Genomic DNA, 17,838 nt, shown 5'->3' on the forward strand with positions numbered 1-17,838 from the left:
AGCGGCCGAAGCCGCTCCCACTGGCCGTCAGTCAGATCACCCCTACTCCCCATAGTCGTATCAACGACTCAAGTGATCGGCAGGACACGGCCTAGCGTGCCAACCTGCGCGAGCCAGGGGTGCCTGCGGTGGATCCCCCACAGGGTGCGTGCCCCGAACTCCAGGCGCACCCGCCAGCCCGTCGGCGGCTCGACCGGATAGACCTCCTCGCCGAAGACTGCATCCGCCATCAGAAGAACCAGATCGTCCTTGCTGTTGACGTACCGGTACGGGGACATGGCGGCGACGCCAAGCCGGGCCGCGACACTGCGCATGGAGAGCGCGGCAAGCCCTTCGCCGTCGGCGATGTCGATGGAGGTGCGGATGATCCGTTCCCGGGTCAGTTCGTGATCGGCGGTGACCACAGGCTTGTGCCTCGGCGGGGGCCGGTCACCTGACGACGGCGCACGGTCCCCGGCGGCCACCACTGTGCCGACCCGGGGGCGGGCTTCGACCAGGCCTTCCAGACGCAGTGCGGTGAGGGCCTTGGTGGCGGTGGCGAGCGCGACTCCCCATTCCCGTGCGATCTGACGAGTGGAGGGCACACGATCGCCCGGGGCGAGTGTGCCGTTGGCGATGCGCCGCCCGATCTCGTCGGCGATGCGCCGGAACGGCGGATCGGATGCCGAGGCCATCTTGTCGACTCCTTGAACTTTTTTCGACGCTCGCCAATTCTGTACTAGATCAGACCCTACCAGGACGGAGTGCCGAAATGAGCCCACTGTCCTAGGACATGAGCCGAAAAGTAGCAGTTGGAAGCCACGCACGTACGGCGTACATTCAGGGCGCGTACAGCGTATTAAGGAGCTTCCACATGAAGACTATGCTCATCTCTGGCGCCGGTATCGCGGGGTCCGCGCTCGCGTACTGGCTGCGCCAACACGGCTTCGCCCCGACAGTGGTGGAACACGCGCCGGGCCCCCGCAGTGGCGGACAGGCCGTCGATATCCGCGGCGCCGCACTCGACGCCGTCGAGCGAATGGGCCTCCTGGATGGGGCCCGGGCCCACCGCACCAGGATGCGCGGCATGTCAGTGCTGGACGGTGATGGCAAGGAGATCCACCGATCCACCGAGACGACGTTCAGCAGCGGCCGGCTGGACAGCGACGACATCGAGCTTCTGCGCGAGGACCTGGTACGCATACTTCACGAACGGGCCAGCAGCAAGGCCGAGTTCGTGTTCGGGGACAGCGTCACCGCACTCGACCAGGACGAGGACGGCATACGGGTCGCCTTCGAGCACAGCCGCCCGCGCACCTTCGACCTGGTCGTGGGAGCCGACGGCCTGCACTCGGCCGTGCGGCGACTGGCCTTCGGGCCGGAAGAGCAGTTCGCCCGCCACCTGGGCATGCATCTTGCGATCTTCAGTGCGGACAACTTCCTGGCCCTGGAGGACTGGCAACTGTGGCTCAGGGACGGCGAGGCCGGCTATGGCATCTATCCGGTGCGCGACAACAGCGAGCTGAGGATCACGTTCGGCTTCGCAGCTGAGCCGCTTTTTGCCGGCCAGCGGGATGCCGAACAGCAGAAGAAGCTCGTCGCCGGGCGGATGGCGGCCTTGCGCTGGGAGACACCCCGGCTGCTGAAGGCCATGCGGAATGCGCCCGACTTCTACTTCGACGCGATGATGCAGATCCGCATGGACCGCTGGTCGCAGGGCAGGGTGGTCCTGCTCGGTGACGCGGCCTACTGCGCGTCTCCTCTGTCAGGCCAAGGGACCAGCCTGGCCCTCGTGGGCGCCTACGTACTGGCCGACGCCCTCGGCCGGGCGGGGGGCGACCATCTCACAGCCTTCGCCTCCTATGAGGGGCGCATGCGGTCGTTCGTCGAGCTCAACCAGGCACTGGCCACCGAAAATCCGGGCGGTCCGGCCGCCGAAGCCTCCGTCGAACGAGCCAAGAACGCAATCGCACTCGATGGCTAACCGACCAAGGCTCAGCCGCCAGCCGTTCGTCGATGCCGGTGCGCTGACCCGGGTCGTCACCGGGCCAGGTCTAGCAGGTTGGCCGTGTCCAGCGCGGACTGACCCTTCCTGCTGGTGGAGGCGATGATTCCAGGCGATCCAGGCCAGGGCCTCCTCCCGGGTTTTGGGGCGCGGTAGTAGCGCATCACGTTCGGGTTGCCGAGATGCGAGGCCATGTCGTTGTGGTCGTCTTCGGTGATGTGCCCGAACGCGAGCGTTGGGTGGGGGCGAGGCCGGTGGCGGTTCATGAAATCTCCGACTTGCAACGGAGGGTGACATTAGCGGCGTAGGCGGCCCAGTCCCCGGCGGATGCCTTCTGCCATTGGACGGCGACTTGGATGTGGATGCCGAGCATCCGGGCGAGGATGGCCGCGGGGAGTTCGGCGGCGAGGGTGAAGAGCGCGGTGGAGCGGTCCTGTTGGGGCCGAATTCCGATCTTGTGCAGCCTCGTACCGATCTGGCTGTCGCTGAGCGGACGCCGTGGCTGTCCTCCGGGGAAGAGCCAGGGGACGTCGTCCGGAGTGCCGATCTTGGCCTTGCCGCGACGGGTCGCGACGAGCTCGCGGACCAAGGCGGCCAGCGGACTCGGGAGGGTGACGGGCGAGGTTCCGAAGGTGATCGCGACGGTGTCGCCGGTGATGTCGACGTCGTCGACGGTGAGGTGGCTGATCGTGGAGATCTTCTGCGCGTAGAGGATCAGCAGCAGTCCAGCAACGCGGTCTGCGGTGGGCAGCGTGTCGTCGTTGAGGAGACGCCGCGCGTCGGCCCAGCGTTTCTCGCTGTCGATGGTGCCCTGCGGGCCGGTCCAGCGGACGGCACCGCAGGTGAGACCGTGGGCATGGCGGTGCTGTACGGACCAGCGGACGAAGTGGCCGGTCTCGTCGCGATAGCTGAAGGCGGGATCGGTCATCCAGCGTTCCAGGTCACCCTGGGTGCAGGCGCCCAGGGTGAGTCCTTCACTGGCGAGCCAGGTGAGGAAGTTGTCGGCCGCGGTGACGTGGCAGCGCACGTTGAGATCCTGAAGCTGGGTGGTGTGTTCCTCGCCGAGGCGGCGGCGGAGTCGACGCAGGTGGTGCCAGACGGCGTAACCGTGCAGAATCCGGCGTTCGGCGGGGTCCGTGCGGGCTTGGACCGTTGTGGTGATCCATTTCTCAAGAGCGACGAGCCGTTCGTCGCGCGCCGGCAGGGCGCCGGTCGCTACGAGGACACTGCGCAAGTGGGCCAGCACCTTGCCCGACGGGAGTTGGTCGAGAACGTCGTGGGTGACGGGACGCTCGTCGCGGCCTATGCATTCCAACAGGACCCGGACCTTGGAGCGAGTGATCCAGGCCAGGGCGACGTCCGGGCGCTCTGCGCTCGTCAATGCCTCTTGAAATTGGGCGAGTTCGGGCCGGATGCCCCCGGTGCGGTCACCGAGGAGGTCGCGGACCTTCTGGGCGAGGACGCATCGCTGGCAGGGGCGGGGGCTGAGCTGCCAGGTGGTCTCGCAGATGGGGCAGCGGCCCCAGAAGTCCGGGTCGGAGTTGGTGCACCTTGCGCACAGCGGTTCGTCCCAGGCGCCGCCGCGGGCCTGGGCGACGGTGCCGCAGCCGCTGCAGGTCACCCATCGTTGCTGGCAGCGTTCGCACCAGGGCTGTCCGGTGGCCCGGGAGACCTCGCAGGGGGCGGTGCGGCCGCAGATTCCGCACTCCCTGGTCTCCTTCGGCCTGCAGTTGTTGCAGCGGACTCCGTCGGCGAGCCGGACCGCGACCGGCTGACGGCGGCCGCAGCCGACGCAGACTTCCAGATTGATCGGATCCCGGATCAGGCAGTTGGGACACAGCGGCTGCCCAGCGGCATCCCGGGTGGCGGGTTCACGCACGGCACCGCAGCGTGAGCAGGGAACGGCCGCGTGTCTGGCGAAGCAGGCCCGGCAGATCCTTTTGCCGTCCAGGAGCTTCGACAGCGCCTTCACCCCGTGGCAGCGCGGACAGGCCGGCTTGACAACCGTCACGGCACCCGCGGCGACGAGTTCCCCGATGAACCGCAGCACTGCGGGGGTTGGGGCCTCGTGCCCGGCGCCGGTCAGCAGCTCAGGGCGGGCGATCACGGCCCAGGCCAGGCGGCGCTGCCCGGCGGGCCGGGCAGTCGCCCTCGCGAGCGCGGTTCGGATGGCGTCCGCATCGAGGGCGGGGTCGTGGCCGGTGATGAGGGCGGTGAGTTCCTTGAGCGGGTCACCGTCGGTGTCGGGGCACTTCGCGCATCGGGGCAGGCCGTGGCGGTCGCGGCTGACGACGCGCCGCTGCTGGTGGCAGCCCGCGCAGACGGCGGGTTTGTCGAAGCAGGGTGAGCATCCCCAGCGGCCGCCGGTGCGGCTGCCGACGTAGGGGCGTGGACGTCCGCACCCACCGCAGCGGGGAAGGGCGGTGTCCCGGGCGCCGGCCTCGTGCAGGGCCATCAGCAGTTTGGCGACCCGGAACGCTGCCGCCGGCATGCCGGTCCGCAGCAGCGACGGGTCGTCGTGCAGGGCCTGGGCGAGATTGCGGCGGCCGGCCCGCGTGCGTACGAGCGTGCAGACGACGCCACGGATACGCTCGGCATCCAGGTGCTTCTCGACGTTGCTGACCATCCGCACGATCAGGCCGACTGGATCGGTGAGAACCGCTTCAGCCATTTCAGTCACCGATCAACTCCGGTGATCCGCGCTCGCCTTGGCCGCAGATCGCCCACGCCCTCAGCGACGGCGGTCCCGCCCGCAGCGGCCTTCTTCGGCTTCTTGGCAACCCCGGCCGTGGCGATCGGCTCGATGAGGTCGTCCATCGTGCAGTCCAGAATGTCCAGCAGGGCCATGAGGATCTTGAGACTGAGTCGCTCCGGTCGCTCGACGACGAGTCGGTAGACCTGGCTCGTGGACAGCGCGATGCCGCGTTCGGCCAGGGGCGGGATGATGTCGGTGGTGGAGAACATCCCGCGGTCCGCCATGACCTTGCGCAGGTGCCAGCGGTAGTCGAGCTTGGCGGCCATCATCGGGGTCCTTCCTCGTCAGACGCCGGCGAACGCCGGGGCCAGTGCCTTGCTCAGGGCAGTGTTCATGAAATCGTCGCTGACATGCGTGTAGATGGCCGTGGAGCTGTCGCAGTCGTGGCCGACCTGCTGCTGGATGAACCGACGGTCGACACCGTCCTCAGTCAGGTGGGTTACGTACGAATGTCTGATTGAGTGCGGAACTAGGTCTTTTGGGAGTTTTAGGGCATCTCGGTATGCCTCGAACCGGTCGTTGATGGAGCCAGGCTGAAGACGTCCCCCGCGTTCGGTGATCCAGAGCGCCGGGTGGTCAGGGAACCCGAAGCGCGGCCGGACGTTCTCGACATACTCGGCGACCGCCTCGACGGCCCAGTCCATCACGGACAGCACATTCCTCCGCCGTGGCGGCTGGCCCTTCTTCGCCTTGCCGTAGCGGACGTTGAGCGTGCCGTACCGGCCGAACTGCGGTGCCTTCGGGTTCCGTCCGAAGTCGACGACATCCAGCTTGGACGTCTCGGTCCGTCGGAGCCCCCAGCCGTAGACGACCTTGAAGAGGGTGGCGTCGCGGTAGGCGGCGAGGGCGCCCTTGCGCTTGGACTTCACGGCGCGGTCGACCTGGTCGTCGGCGTAGTCGAGGAAACGCTGGAGTTCTTCGCGGGTGAACGGCCTCGCTTCCGGATTGCCCTCGTAGTCCTGCAGGTGAGGGAGGGTGTTCCACTCGTGGCAGACCGCCACCGGGTGGGTGCCGAAGGCCTCCTCGCAGGCTGGCCCCCAGCCGTAGCGGGCATCGATGAGGAACTCGGTGAACAGCCGGACGTCGCCCTGGTAGCTCCGGATCGTCGACGGCGCCAGATGCTTCTCGCCCGTCAAGGAAGCCGACCACTCGTCCATGTGGGCCGGCGTCCACTGCCACGGGTACTCGTTCGCGAACTCAAGGAACCGGCGGACCAGCCGTTCCCTCGGGTCGATCGTCTCGTCCTTCAGCCCTCGCGACTTCTGCTGGGCCCGCCAGCCCCGCAACATCGCGTCGAACATCGCGTCCTCGGGACGCAGCTGGATCACCCCGGACACGAGCTCCAGGTGTGCCGACCCGGCCAGGGCCACCTTGTGCTGATGCGCCACTCCAGACCATCCCTTCTGGAGGGAAGATCATGCATCAGATGGGATCGCTTCGGCAACATGCCTGCTCAGGATGCCAGTTCGTAGTAGCGTTGGAGTCCGTCAGCCCGTCGCCCTGAGCTTGCGACCTGCGGCTTCTCGCCCATCTGATGCAATTCCCGAGGGTCGACGTAGCCGCGAGTGGTCTGGATATTCAGGTGTCCGAGCAGAGCGGCACCAATGTGGATAGGCAGCCCGGAGTTGACCAGGTCGGTGGCGAAGATCCTTCGGAAGTCATGGGCGGAGAACGACGTCCCGACGAACTCGGGGTGAGTCTTGGCCAGTTCGGTGCAGCACTTGCGCAGGCGGCGCCAGATCGTGCTGGTGCTCATCGCCTGTCGTTCCAGGCCGTTCTGGGTCTGGAAAAGGTAGGGCAGCGGCGGACACCAGATCTTCTCGTGGACGTCGTACCGGGTCGCGATCGGAACTGTGCCGTAGGCGTCACGGTGCCGGCGGATGACCTGGGCGAGGACGTGGAACAGCTCGGCGGACATCGGGATCACCCGCTCGCGGTCGGTCTTGGAGGGGGTGACCACCAGCAGCGCGACGACCTCGCCGTTGGGGCGCTGGTAGTTGCGGACGCTCAGGTGGGTCAGCTCGGTCAGCTCCTCGATCCGCAGGCCGGCGTGGCGGAGCGTCTCGACGACGGCCCAGTCCCAGAAGGCCGCGCTCTCATCGCGCGTGACGGCGACCAGCTCGCCGGTGTCCCGGTTGACCGCCCGAACGGGGAAGGACTTCCCGCTCTTGGCCCGCTTGACGTCGAACTCGCTGGCGGTGCGCTGCCACTGCGCGCCGGCGGCGGTGAATCGCTCGCCGACACCGACGGCCTGGGCGGCGGCGAGGATCTCGCGCAGCCGCATCCAGCGGTTGGTGACATGGTCGACCAGCAGGGGCAGCAGCGGTTGGCGGGTGCGGGTGCGCTCGGCCATCCGGGCGTTGATCTCGCGGCGGCGGACATTGAACCAGCGCAGTTCAGCGTCCCGCACGGGGCAGGGCACCGACCAGGCCGCCCATCGCTCGGGCTCGGCGACCGCCCAGCTCTGCAGGTCCAGGTAGAAGGTGCGGACCTTGAGCAGGACGCCGTCCATGTCGAGCCGTGGCCGGCCACCAGGCAGAACGGAGATGGTCTCCTTCCACTGCTGGTAGGTCTCCTCACTCAGCCGCAGGTCAGCCTGTTCGGGGTTGACCTTCTCAACGTTGCTCCAGAAGGTGCCGGGCAGGATGCGCGCCAGCTGGAGAAGCGAGGAGTGGTCCAGGTCGGCAGCGCGGCGGCGAAGGTATTCGACCAACAGGTTCCGCACGTTGGCGTTGCGCAGTTGCTGCCGGTCGACGAGTTCCTCGACGGTCTTCTGCCCGCCGACCAGCGCGGCCCGCAGCACGTGCGGAGCCGTGGGCGGGAAGTGCCCCGTCTCGTAGAGGATGTGCCAGGCCGCGATGCCGGCGTAGTTGTACTCCTGGCCGCGCTTGGTGGTCCCGCGGGTGAGCTGCTTGCGCCTCGATTCCAGCGAGTAGTGCAGCAGCACCTCTGGCGTCAGGTCGGCCAGGGAGATCCCGAACACGGTCAGGGCGCACGCGACGTCGAACAGCGCGGTGCGCTGGGCCGTCGATGTTGCGCCGGAGGCTTCGACTGCGGCGTGGAACTTGTCCAGCAGCGGGTCCTTGGCCACCAGGCGGAAGTCGAGGGCGTAGTTGGGGTAGGTGTGCCCGCGGAAGGCGTCCAGGCTCGGACGGATCACCCGCAGGCAGAACAACTGCCGCGTGCCGGAGATGAACAGCTTCCGGAGCCTCTTGTCCTCTCCGCCCAGGTCGCCGGGGTTGGTACCGGGCTCGTCCAGACCGGCCGCCACCCATCGCTGCTGCCAGGTCCTGCCGGGAAACCGCTCCAGGTGTTCGAGGATCGTCGCCGTACTCAAGTGGCGCAGTCGTCGCCGTTCGCGGCTTTCGTCGGCCCAGGCGGTCACGGCGGCGTCCGCCGCCTTGTTCACCGAGGCGCGGGAGAGGTCACCCGCCGGTCGCGGCGGATTCGCGGGTTCAGCGGGTGGTGCGGGCTGGATGATTTTGGTGTTCACCCGGTCCACCGGTCCCTCCTCGCGCAGGGGGTTGCGCTGAATGCGGCCGGTGGTCGGGCCCATGGCCCGTGCGTTGTAACCAGCGGTACTACCGGGCACCGAACACCGCCTCGATGTCGGCCGGGTCATAGGTCTGCGACCAGCGCGTTTCTTGCCGGGGGCGCTGGTAGTGCTCGGCGAGCTTGTCCATTAGGTCCTCCAGGCCGACCGCGGTATAGCGGGCGGTGGTGCTGAGATGTGCGTGCCGCAGGATCGTCTGCACCTCCACCAGCGTCAGCGAGGGGTCCCGTGCCATTCGGGTGGCCGCCGTGTGACGGGTGTCGTGCAGCGTGTAGTTCATGCCGAGCACGGTGTTGGCTCGCTGGAGGACGCGGCGCATCGCCCAGTAGGTCAGCGGTCGGGGATCACCCCGGCGGGTCCGCCAGAGCGGTTCGCCCGGCTCGGGCAGACCGGCCTGGTCCAGGTAGGCCGCCGTGTAGGCGAATGCCTGCGGGGATGCGGGCACCGGGTCTCGCTGGCCGGTGCCCTTGGTGATCACCCACAAGCGTCCGGCCGGCCAGTCGATATCTTCCAGGCGCACCCCGAGCAGTTCGCTGGCGCGGGCGCCGGAGCTGACGTAGCAGGCCAGCAGGGCGCGGTCCCGATCGCAACCCATCTGCGCGAACAGCTCGTCCCACAGCCGATCCGGAATGGCCCGGGGCTGCCGGTCCCGCACCTTAGGGCGCAGGCGGGCCCGCCGTGTGGGCACCGGCGCCTCCAGCGGGGAGCGGTGGGCCATCCGGGCCCTGCGCTCCCGGCTCTCCGGCACCGGATTGACCACGGGCCCTCGGCTGTAGTGCCCGTGGAAGGCGTAGAAGCCGTGCACCACGGTCAAGGCGTGCGCGATCGTCGTCGGCGCATAGCCGTCCCGCAAAGTGGCCTTGCCCGTCTTCGGGTTGACCACACCGGCGGGCAGCGAGTCCGGCCGCGAGCGGCGCCGCTGAGGATTCGGCGCCGTCCGAAGCCAGCCGACCATCGCAGCTGCCTCGGCCTCGGTCGCCTGTTCCCAGCCGACATCCACCGCCCACAACACCCGGAACCAGCGCAGCAAGTCGTACCCGTAGCTGCGGCACGACAAGGCGCTGGCGTCACCGAGCGCCAGATTCCTCAGGTACCGGCTCACCGGCTCGACCTCCCGGCCGGCCGCATCAACCACGAACCACGGCAGCGAAGATCTCTCCCCCTTCACCACCGCACCCACCGAGGGCAGCCGACTGCGGCCGTCCATCAGATCCCGATGCACGGAGGACATTCCTTGAAACGAGGACATGCCGAGATCCTCGGCACCCACCAGCAGGAACACCAGCGGATCACCAAGTTGGTGCAGTCAACAGACCAGGCCTGGCACCACGTGTTCGAAACCGGCGCCGCCCTGATCGCCGCGACGTGACACCATCCGTCAACCGCTCACGACAGCCCGCCGAGCCGCGCGGCGGCCGCCCGCAGACCCTCGGGGTCCTCGACCACGAGCCGCCCCCGCCGACCGGCCAGCGTCCCGCCGAACGGCGTCACCGACACGACCTGACGTACCTGCTTGGCGCCGATGCCCAGGCAACTTGCGAGATCCCGTTGGACAACCGGAAGTTGGACGTCATTCGCCACACTCCGCGCAATCCCCTCCTCGTGGTCGAGCAGCGGCACAAGGACCCATGCGACCCGGGCCCGGTTGTCGCCGGGCTGCGCCAGCATCTGGGCCTCCCAGTGTCGGCCGGCAATGTACGACGAGATCGCCAAGCCGTAGTCGCGCTGGAAACCGGGGCTCCGAAACGTCTCCCCGGGCACGATCGCCACCTCACAGTCGGTGTACGCCGTCACCGTGGCCGTCCGCACGCCGAAACCGAGCACGGCGAGGTCCCCGATGAGGTCGCCGCCACGCCGGAAGGCAAGCAGCCGCTTACCGGCACCGGCACGACCCCCAATCTGGTCGACCCTCACCACACCTCTGATCACGACGATCACGAAGGCGCCCACGTCGCCCTGCCCCACCAGCTTCCGGCCCGCCGGGAGCTTCCTCCGCTCGGTGCCCTTGAGGACGCCGTTCCACGCGGCCGGACCCACGAGCGCCTGAAAGGTCCGGTTCGGGCCCATGAGCAGCCCCGACGAGGAGTTGTTGCACAAGTTCATGGCGGGAGATTAGGGGAGCGATCGCCAACCAGGGCCCGGGTAAGACGAGTTGGCGCATGAGACGCGATCCGCCCGGCACCGGCTGCTACCCTGCCGCGCCCCTTCGCCGGCCACGAACGAGGTGTGGCGCAGGACACGCCGCTAAGGGGTCGCGGGCCCCCTAATCCTCGCCGGCCGACCGCAGACTCTTCGTCGTCAGCCCGGCGACCGCCGAACCTTGCGTTCCTGGAGACCGCCATGCCCGAACCCCCGTCACTCCCCGGCATCGTCAGTCGGCCCCTGCCGCCGCTCTCCGGCCTGCTCTGCGTCGACCTGAAGGGCTTCACCAGTCTGCCCGGCGCCGTCCACGCGCCGGTCAGTGCCTACCTTGAGGAGATCCTGGACGCCGCCCTCACCGCAGCCGGCCTCGACGACCTCCGGACCACAAAGCGGTTCCCCGTCAACTCCGGCGACGGGGTCACGTTCGGCTTCGATCCCACACTGCTGGGATTCGTCGTCCACCCCTTCCTCGACCGCCTCGACGAGAAACTCGCCAAGCACAACGCCGATTCGGGCCACGTCCGACTGCGGATGCGGGTCAGCGTCCACTCCGGCCACGTGGCGCCCGAAGGCGTACCCGGCGAGGGGAACGGGCCCGCAAGGAACGAACTGCACCGACTGCTCGATTCCCAGGAGGTCAAGGCCGTCCTGGCCAAGGCCAGCGAGGAGACGACGCACCTGGTGGCGATCGTCTCCGACCGGGTGTACGAGGACGCGGTCGTGTCCCGGCACACCGGCCTGCACCCCGACCGGTTCCGCCGCATCCTGGCGACCGTCCCCGACAAGGAGTTCGCCCGTCGGGCGTGGCTGTACATCCCCACCCCCTCGGGCAACCTCCTCATCGCCCCCGACAGCGCCCCGCACCAGCCGCCCAGGGAAGTCGGAAGGCTTTCCCGCGCGATCAACCGCTTTCACTCGGCGCTCAAGCCCTACATCGACCCGCACCGTTCGACTGGAGGAACCGCCCCATGGCTCTGATCACGTACAACAGTGTGCTCGACGTCATCCACCAGCGGGTGACCAGCGCCGCCCACATGCGGCCGAACGCTCTCCAGGTCGAGGTCGGCGGAGCAACCCGCCTCCTCGAGCTGCCGCAGGCGCGCGCAGCCCTGTACGAGCAGCCGGTTGACGAGTCGCTGCGCCGCGAGATCTGGCGTCGTGCCGTCGCACTCGCTCAGCACGACTCGCTGGCCATGGCCATCGGCTCGACGGAGGTAGCCGGGTGGGTCGAGGCCGTGGTCTGGCTCGCCGCGCCTCGGCTCAGGCGGGTCGCCCGGCAGGCCTCGGCCCGGCTGGGGGCGGACCGCCGCGATGTCGAATCCGAGGTCATGCTCGCCCTGATCGAACGACTGGCCGAGGTCTCGGCGGACGACCCCGACGTCGGCCCGCGGTTGCTCAGCGCCGCGGACCGCCGGGGCTGGGACTTCGCCCGCCGCTCGGCCTCGGGCGGACGACCGGTCGAGGACATCGTCGCGGTGGCCGACGCCCGCACCTCGGAGTCGGCCGAGGACCTCTGGGATCTCGCGATCACCTCGCCGGACCGCCCGGACGGCCTGACCGCACCGCTCCGCCTCTCCTCCCGCTCTGCGATCGAGGGCGCGCGGCTCGGCGAACTCGCCGACCATCTCGGCCTGCGCGAGGTCGTCCAGCACGCCCATCGGCGCCGCCGGGGCCCGCGGCTCGGGACGCTCCCCCTCCGCTCGGCGGGGGCCGACCGATGACCACCCACGCCCAGGGGGCACTCACCTTCCCCGAGCTGTTCGGGCTCCCACTGGCCGTCGACCTGCGGACCGCCGCACGCGCGTTCGGCATCTGTCTGGGCACCGCTTACAACCTCGTTCACCGCGGAGTCTTCCCCTGCCCGGTGGTCCGCGCCGGGCACCGCTATCGGGTGCCCACCGTCGGACTGCTCAGCGCCCTCGGAATCAATGAACTCCCCATCTATGAGGATGACTTGTCCCACCTGACAATTGCGCCACCGCTCCCGGGGCTCAGCTGGAAGGACCTCGCATGATCGCTGCGGCCACGGTACCCAAGCCCAGTGTCCCGGAGCCTTCACAGGGCCACCTGACCTGTGTCGTGATCGGTCCCGCCGGGGACCGCAACGCGTACGACGCCGGCCTGGAGGTCTACCAGCGGATCGTCCGCCCCGCCTGTGCCGCCCTCGGTCTCCGGCCACTCCGCTCGGACCCTGCCCAACCGGACGAGCTGCGCTACCGGCAGGTACTCGGGGCCGATATCGTCATCGCCGACGTGACCGACGGCAGGCCGTCCGTCATGTACGAGCTCGGCCTGCGCCACACCACCGGGCGGCCTACCCTCCAGATCGGTGAACGCAATCGGCAACCGCCCGGCCTTCCACGCACGGGCAGGGTCGTGTTCGAGCGATCCGAGACCGGTCTCGCGCACGCCCGCCGGGATCTCCAGGGCGCACTGGTCCGAGCCCTCCGGGACGGCTTCACGCCGTTCCTCCCCGTGCGGATCCTGCTCGGCCTCCGTTCCCGGCAGGAGCCGACGCCGACCGCCGTCACCACCCCGACCAACCTCTTCGCCACGTTCCAGACGACCATGCCCCCACTGACCGAGGGCCTCAAGGCGGTCACGGGGCTGGTGAACGACATCGCCGCGCTCGCCGAGGAGCTCGTGCCGGACCTGGCCACCGCACCGGACGGCACGGCAGCCGAACGCCTCAGCACCGCGATCGCCCGCCCCGCCGTGGAACTCAGGTCCTGCGCTGCGGAGTTCGCCGCGCTGATTCCCGACATCGATGCCGCCGTACACACCGCGCTCAGCAGACTCGACCACCACCCACAGACCCGCGACAACATCCAGAACCGTGACGTCGCACGCCAGCTCACCGACATGTCCCGGTTCGCCCGCGAGGCTCTCGAAACCCTCCGCCTCCTCCGCATCACCCTGGACTGGCTCACCACCACCGCTCCCACTCTCCACGGGCCCGGCAGAGACATCGCCGCCGCGCTCGACCTCGTCACCGATGCCATGGCCCAGGTCGAGACCTGGGACCGCATCGCCCGATCTCTGGCGTGACCTGAGGCGCGGGGGGCCGTCGGTTCCCCGCACCGTCCCCCTCCACAGGCCAAGCTCCGCGGAAAGGACTGCGAATTGCCTCTCGGAGTAGATCTCACCCGGCTCCGTAGCGACCTCGGGGCCGCACCGGCCCAGGTGTTCGAGAAGCTCTGCGTCCATCTCTTCCCCGCGATCCTCGAACGCGACTTCGCCCCCGCCATCGCCGGGACGCTGCTGGCTCTCCGGCCCCCGGACGGCGGACTGGAGGCCTGCGCGCGGCTCGCGGACGGTCGGATGGTCGGGATCCAGGCGAAGTACCACGGAAAACTGAGCTCCGCGCTCGGCGCCGTGGACGAGTCCATCAAATCAGCCCTCACCCACCACCCTGACCTCACCGACCTCCTGGTCTTCCTCCCGCAGGACCTCACCGCCGGGGGAGGCGCCGCGCCTGGCACGAAGCAGTGGCGGGCGGCGGCCGAGCGGTGGGCGGCGCAGGTCGACCGTGCGCGCCCCGGTTCGCCCATGCGGTTCCTCGCCTACACCAGAAGCGATATCGAGCGCGCCCTCGTATCGCTCGCCGAGGAGGCCATTCCGGCGTACTTCGACCCCGCCTACCTGCGGCTGTCCGACCTTCACCGGCACGCCGCGGCCGCCGCCCGCACCGTTCGCCGCCATCGGGGGCGGGTCGACATCCAGCCTCCGCCGCTCGCCACCTTCCTGTCCGACGCCCTCGCCGAGCTCGACGACCCTTCGGCACTCGCGAACCGGCTTGCCGAGACCGCATCCGTCCTTCGGGTATGGGATGGCTGGCGCCCGGCGCTCGACGACCTGCCCGCACCGTCCGCCGGTCCGGCGGCGCAGGCCGGCCAGAGATGGACCCGTTCCGACAGCGACCGCGCCCTCTGCGCCGAACAGCTGGACGCGACCGCGAACCTGCTCAACGCGGAGAGCCGAACCGACCCGCAGTCCGTTCGCAGACAGATCGACCAGGTGCTCCAACTCTGCGGCCGGGTGACCGAGAGCATCACCGCCGTGTACGACGAGCTGCTGGCCGCCGTGTGCGCCGCCAAGCCGTTCGACTCGCTCCCGTACGTGCAACGCGATTCCGTGGGCCGTCTGCTCGCCACGCTCGACGACCTCCAGACCTGCGGGCACCGGCTCCGGACCGCATGTGACGACCCCGCCCTCGCGGCCCGACAGACCGGCGCCCTCCTCGTCGGCGGCGGTTGGGGAACCGGCAAGTCCTACGGGCTGGGCGGCTGGGTCCAGGAACGCATCACGGACGGCGCGCCTACCGCCTTCGTCTGTGGACACGAGTTCGGTCCGGACGAGGCTTTCGAGGCCCAACTCCCCCTTCGGGTCTCACCCGGTACCCGGGCCCACGGCCTGCGCGACCTGCTCGCGGCCCTCCAACAACAGGCCCTGCTGACCGGCCGTCGCGCCGTGCTCGCAATCGACGCGTTGAACGAGGTCCGCTGCCTGCACGGGGACGTCCGGGCGGCGTTCGCCTCCTTGGCCGAACTGGTGCGGTGCTACCCACTGGTGACTCTGGTCGGCACCGTCCGGATGGACACCCGACCGACCGGCCCCGTGGGCACCTCGGAGGCGGCCGGCACCCGAGTTCATGGCTTCCTCTGGAATCCCGGGATCTCCCGCCCGGGCCAGGCCTGGCGGGTGTACCAGGACATGTACGGGCTCCCGGAACTGCTGCTCCCGCCAGACGTCTCCGAACTGCGCCGACCGCTGATGCTCGCCGTGCTGGCCTGGTGCCTGCACCGCTCCCCGCAACCGGCCCCCGGGCCGATCGTCACACCGACCGTCGGCGACCTCTTCCAGTCCTGGCTACTCATCCTCGACGGCGACTACGCCGCACACCTGGACGCGGCGCACGCGCTCCGCGCCGGTCCGTCGCCAGCCCCGCCGCCCCTGGTCACCCTCGCCTGCGAGGTCCTGTCCGAACGGGTCGGCGAGGAGGGCACCCTCGAATACCGCGCAGCCTGCCAAGCCCTGTCAGACACTCCCGGATTGAGCGATCCTGCCGTGCTCCTGCGCTGGCTGGAGAACGCGGGCGTACTGGCCCTGGATCCGAACACCCGGCGCGTCCGCTTCGCGATCCAGCGGTTCGCCGAACACGTCCGAGCCGTGAACCTGCTTCGTGGCCGACGTCCCTCCAGGGCCGTCGCCCGGATCGTTCACGCGGTGCACCGGGCGCGCGACGGCGATCCGGATTCCGCCCAACATGCCGACCATCAGAGGATGCTGGAGGCGCTGGCGGGTGCGACACCGCATGTCGTCGAGGGCGCCGAGCTGTCGGACCTGGTGCCCCGTCGACATCGGTCCCTCGTCGCCGGCGCGGTCCTGGAGTCCTTGGAGGGCCGGGACCCGAAGCGGGCCGGCCGCTCATCCCGGGCCTTCCTGGTCCGACAGCTTCGCGACCCCGGCTCCGCCCCGAATGCGCTGTACTCCATCCTGGTGAACGCGACCTGCCACAAGCACCCGCTGGGCGTGGAGTTCCTGCAGGATCAGCTGACCGCCTGGCGCCGTAGCCGGTTTGAGCGCCGATTCGCCGGGCCCATCGTCGACCTCCTCGCCGATCCGAACGGAATCGCCCTTCTCCGCAGGCTCGTCCACTGGGCCGAATCCATTGGCCCTCGGGGCGACGCAGTGGTCGAAGAGGTCACCTCGCTGCTGCTCTGGCTCTCCGGCGTCGGCCACCACAGCTTCCGCGACGCCTGCATTCGCACGGCGGCGGACCTCTGGGTGAACCGGCCGGAACTGATCGGCCGACAGCTCACCCGATCGGGCCACCACCGGGACGAACTCGTGGCGGAGGCGACTTGGCTCGCCGCATACGGGGCCCTCGCCCGCAGCTCGCCGGCGGGCTCGGACCACCGGATCACGGACCCGATCACAGCTGCGATCACGCGTGCGATCGCTCGGCCGCACCTGCGCATCCACGACGCGGTCCTCTCCGTCCGGGGGGTGCTCCGCCCGGACGCCATCGCAGACAGCACCTTCCCCGCCGTCCCTCTGCGCCGCCCGCGTGTAGCGGTCCTCCCCTTCGGCAGTCGAATCATCGCGCGGGCGGCCTCAACGCTCTCCTGGTGTCCGTTCGAGGAAGAAAGCCCGAGGCCCCGTCAGTCCTGGCTGGCCTCTCGGGCGTGGTTCCTCACCCTCGGACTGCCCAGTCGACTTCTCCACAGAACCGACGCCGGGGAGTTCGACACCTCCAGCCCCGCCGTGGCCAAGGCCCTCCAGCGTGCTCAACAGGAGTGGTTCGCCGAACAGGCCACCCGCGTCCTGCAGACGGCGTCCCCGCCGGATCCGGAAGAACAGGAGGAGGCCCGATACTGTCGGCGCGCCGTCGATCCGACCCTTGGCGCAGGGTGGAGGACCCAGCTCAACACCTCTGCACGATCAGGGAACTGGTGGACACCGCCGTTCTCGGCTGCCGAGGCGGTGGCCTCGACGGTCGGACCTCCGGCATCTCTGGCAGAGGTGCTCATCCGATCCGATCCCAACGGCGCACCATGGCTGCTGCTCAACGGTCTCCACCACCTGCGCAACGACGAGGACCAGCCGAAGGAGGACCTGCCACGCCTGCATCTACCGCCACACATCATCCGCCCCACCGACTCCTGGCGGCGTGCCTCGCCCGCGCACCGGACCCCCCGGATCCCTCCCGTGCTGCGGGTCGAGTCACACCTGGTGCCACGGAACGCACTCAGCGGGGCGTTGACGCAGGGCGACGGCGTGCCGAGGCGGCTGCGGCCCCTGGAGAACTGGCCGGGCCAGAGCTTCCTGGCGGAGTACTACACCCGACCCGAGTTCGGCGTGCCGCGCGTCGACCGGTCCGTCCCACTGCCGACCGTCGTCAATCACCCGGGGAGCCACGCCGGGCCGCCGGCGTACGGGCGCTTCGCCGACCCGGTCTCCCAGCCCGTCCCGAGCCGCCGCCTCACGGAGGCGCTCAGGGGTCACTGGACCGGCCACCATCTGGACTTCACCGACCCGTCCGCAGGTGACCTCCTACTGACCGATCCCGGGTTCGCCGGCGGAGGGCCCAATGCCATCCTCCTCGCAGGATCCGCCGTCGACCGCCTGCCCGGGGACGACAACGTGCTGCTCTGGGCCGTGACGCTGGTCGACCCAGGTGAGGCGCGGGCAGCGAGCTGGTCGTCGTACTGCGTCCTCGACTCGGGTTCGGTCCACACACTGCCGTGCCCCGGGCCATCGACTAACCGGAGGGTACCGGCGACGAGATGGCCGCAGCTGGGCCTGACCGACTGGCCCGACGCCTCCTCGAACGGCGCCGATTGACCTCGTCGGTGTCCGCCCCGCTGTCCTGCCCCGGTCGAACCGCCAGGGCAGGACGGA

At 69.4% G+C, this 17,838-nt stretch carries 13 protein-coding genes and 1 pseudogene; 7 read left to right on the forward strand and 7 right to left on the reverse strand.

What is annotated here, in order from left to right; genetic code table 11:
- Window positions 1-80: 80 nt before the first annotated feature.
- Window positions 81-674: pseudogene (locus ACIPLC_RS34735) on the reverse strand (GntR family transcriptional regulator); the annotation flags it as partial.
- Window positions 675-853: 179 nt separating this feature from the next.
- Here ACIPLC_RS34735 and ACIPLC_RS34740 point away from each other — a divergent pair.
- Window positions 854-1,963 (forward strand): FAD-dependent monooxygenase, encoded by a 1,110-nt coding sequence (locus ACIPLC_RS34740; protein ID WP_400477040.1) that lies wholly within the window; start codon window positions 854-856, stop codon window positions 1,961-1,963.
- A gap of 283 nt (window positions 1,964-2,246) precedes the next feature.
- On the opposite strand, the gene ACIPLC_RS34745 is transcribed toward ACIPLC_RS34740, so the two are convergent.
- The 5 genes from ACIPLC_RS34745 to ACIPLC_RS34765 all read right to left on the reverse strand — a co-directional run bounded on the left by ACIPLC_RS34745 (window position 2,247) and on the right by ACIPLC_RS34765 (window position 9,514).
- A complete protein-coding gene (locus tag ACIPLC_RS34745) occupies window positions 2,247-4,655 on the reverse strand; it encodes a site-specific integrase (protein WP_400477041.1) in 2,409 nt (802 codons plus the stop codon).
- Window positions 4,656-4,660: 5 nt separating this feature from the next.
- Window positions 4,661-5,005, reverse strand: a complete 345-nt coding sequence (locus ACIPLC_RS34750; RefSeq protein WP_400477076.1) for a helix-turn-helix domain-containing protein — start codon at window positions 5,003-5,005, stop codon at window positions 4,661-4,663.
- An 18-nt stretch (window positions 5,006-5,023) separates the two neighbouring features.
- The gene (locus tag ACIPLC_RS34755; protein WP_400477042.1) at window positions 5,024-6,127 is read right to left on the reverse strand and encodes a tyrosine-type recombinase/integrase; all 1,104 of its coding nucleotides are present in this window, start codon (window positions 6,125-6,127) and stop codon (window positions 5,024-5,026) included.
- 65 nt (window positions 6,128-6,192) lie between these two features.
- A complete protein-coding gene (locus ACIPLC_RS34760; protein ID WP_400477043.1) occupies window positions 6,193-8,295 on the reverse strand; it encodes a tyrosine-type recombinase/integrase in 2,103 nt (700 codons plus the stop codon).
- 25 nt (window positions 8,296-8,320) lie between these two features.
- Window positions 8,321-9,514 carry a tyrosine-type recombinase/integrase gene (locus ACIPLC_RS34765; protein WP_400477044.1) on the reverse strand — a complete coding sequence of 398 codons (1,194 nt, stop codon included), beginning with the start codon at window positions 9,512-9,514 and terminating at the stop codon, window positions 8,321-8,323.
- A 12-nt stretch (window positions 9,515-9,526) separates the two neighbouring features.
- Between ACIPLC_RS34765 and ACIPLC_RS34770 the strand changes: the two genes are divergently transcribed.
- On the forward strand, window positions 9,527-9,661 hold the full coding sequence (locus ACIPLC_RS34770; RefSeq protein ID WP_400477045.1) for a hypothetical protein: 135 nt from the start codon (window positions 9,527-9,529) through the stop codon (window positions 9,659-9,661).
- 17 nt (window positions 9,662-9,678) lie between these two features.
- Here the strand turns inward: ACIPLC_RS34770 and ACIPLC_RS34775 are convergent, their stop codons facing one another.
- The gene (locus ACIPLC_RS34775; protein ID WP_400477046.1) at window positions 9,679-10,395 is read right to left on the reverse strand and encodes a Crp/Fnr family transcriptional regulator; all 717 of its coding nucleotides are present in this window, start codon (window positions 10,393-10,395) and stop codon (window positions 9,679-9,681) included.
- A 237-nt stretch (window positions 10,396-10,632) separates the two neighbouring features.
- On the opposite strand from ACIPLC_RS34775, the gene ACIPLC_RS34780 reads away from it, so the two are divergent.
- From ACIPLC_RS34780 to ACIPLC_RS34800, 5 genes are all read left to right on the forward strand, one after another.
- On the forward strand, window positions 10,633-11,412 hold the full coding sequence (locus tag ACIPLC_RS34780; RefSeq protein WP_363583205.1) for a hypothetical protein: 780 nt from the start codon (window positions 10,633-10,635) through the stop codon (window positions 11,410-11,412).
- Entirely contained in the window at window positions 11,403-12,155 is a 753-nt protein-coding gene (locus ACIPLC_RS34785; protein WP_400477047.1) for a hypothetical protein, read from the forward strand. Before ACIPLC_RS34780 ends, ACIPLC_RS34785 begins: the two co-directional genes overlap by 10 nt.
- Complete coding sequence (locus tag ACIPLC_RS34790) at window positions 12,152-12,448, forward strand: DNA-binding protein (RefSeq protein WP_400477048.1); 297 nt, start codon at window positions 12,152-12,154, stop codon at window positions 12,446-12,448. The genes ACIPLC_RS34785 and ACIPLC_RS34790 overlap by 4 nt, the downstream gene beginning before the upstream one ends.
- Before the next feature lie 263 nt (window positions 12,449-12,711).
- Window positions 12,712-13,482, forward strand: coding sequence for a hypothetical protein (locus ACIPLC_RS34795; RefSeq protein ID WP_400477049.1), 771 nt, complete (start codon window positions 12,712-12,714; stop codon window positions 13,480-13,482).
- A gap of 75 nt (window positions 13,483-13,557) precedes the next feature.
- Window positions 13,558-17,781 carry a hypothetical protein gene (locus ACIPLC_RS34800; protein WP_400477050.1) on the forward strand — a complete coding sequence of 1,408 codons (4,224 nt, stop codon included), beginning with the start codon at window positions 13,558-13,560 and terminating at the stop codon, window positions 17,779-17,781.
- Window positions 17,782-17,838: the final 57 nt, after the last annotated feature.

The organism is Kitasatospora sp. NPDC086801, assembly GCF_044745805.1.
Lineage (GTDB): Bacteria > Actinomycetota > Actinomycetes > Streptomycetales > Streptomycetaceae > Kitasatospora.

Coding starts and splice junctions, on each gene's coding strand:
- ACIPLC_RS34740 (WP_400477040.1), top strand. CDS start 854: ATGAAGACTATGCTCATCTCTGGCGCCGGTATCGCGGGGTCCGCGCTC.
- ACIPLC_RS34745 (WP_400477041.1), bottom strand. CDS start 4,655: ATGGCTGAAGCGGTTCTCACCGATCCAGTCGGCCTGATCGTGCGGATG.
- ACIPLC_RS34750 (WP_400477076.1), bottom strand. CDS start 5,005: ATGGCCGCCAAGCTCGACTACCGCTGGCACCTGCGCAAGGTCATGGCG.
- ACIPLC_RS34760 (WP_400477043.1), bottom strand. CDS start 8,295: ATGGGCCCGACCACCGGCCGCATTCAGCGCAACCCCCTGCGCGAGGAG.
- ACIPLC_RS34775 (WP_400477046.1), bottom strand. CDS start 10,395: ATGAACTTGTGCAACAACTCCTCGTCGGGGCTGCTCATGGGCCCGAAC.
- ACIPLC_RS34780 (WP_363583205.1), top strand. CDS start 10,633: ATGCCCGAACCCCCGTCACTCCCCGGCATCGTCAGTCGGCCCCTGCCG.
- ACIPLC_RS34785 (WP_400477047.1), top strand. CDS start 11,403: ATGGCTCTGATCACGTACAACAGTGTGCTCGACGTCATCCACCAGCGG.
- ACIPLC_RS34790 (WP_400477048.1), top strand. CDS start 12,152: ATGACCACCCACGCCCAGGGGGCACTCACCTTCCCCGAGCTGTTCGGG.
- ACIPLC_RS34795 (WP_400477049.1), top strand. CDS start 12,712: ATGTACGAGCTCGGCCTGCGCCACACCACCGGGCGGCCTACCCTCCAG.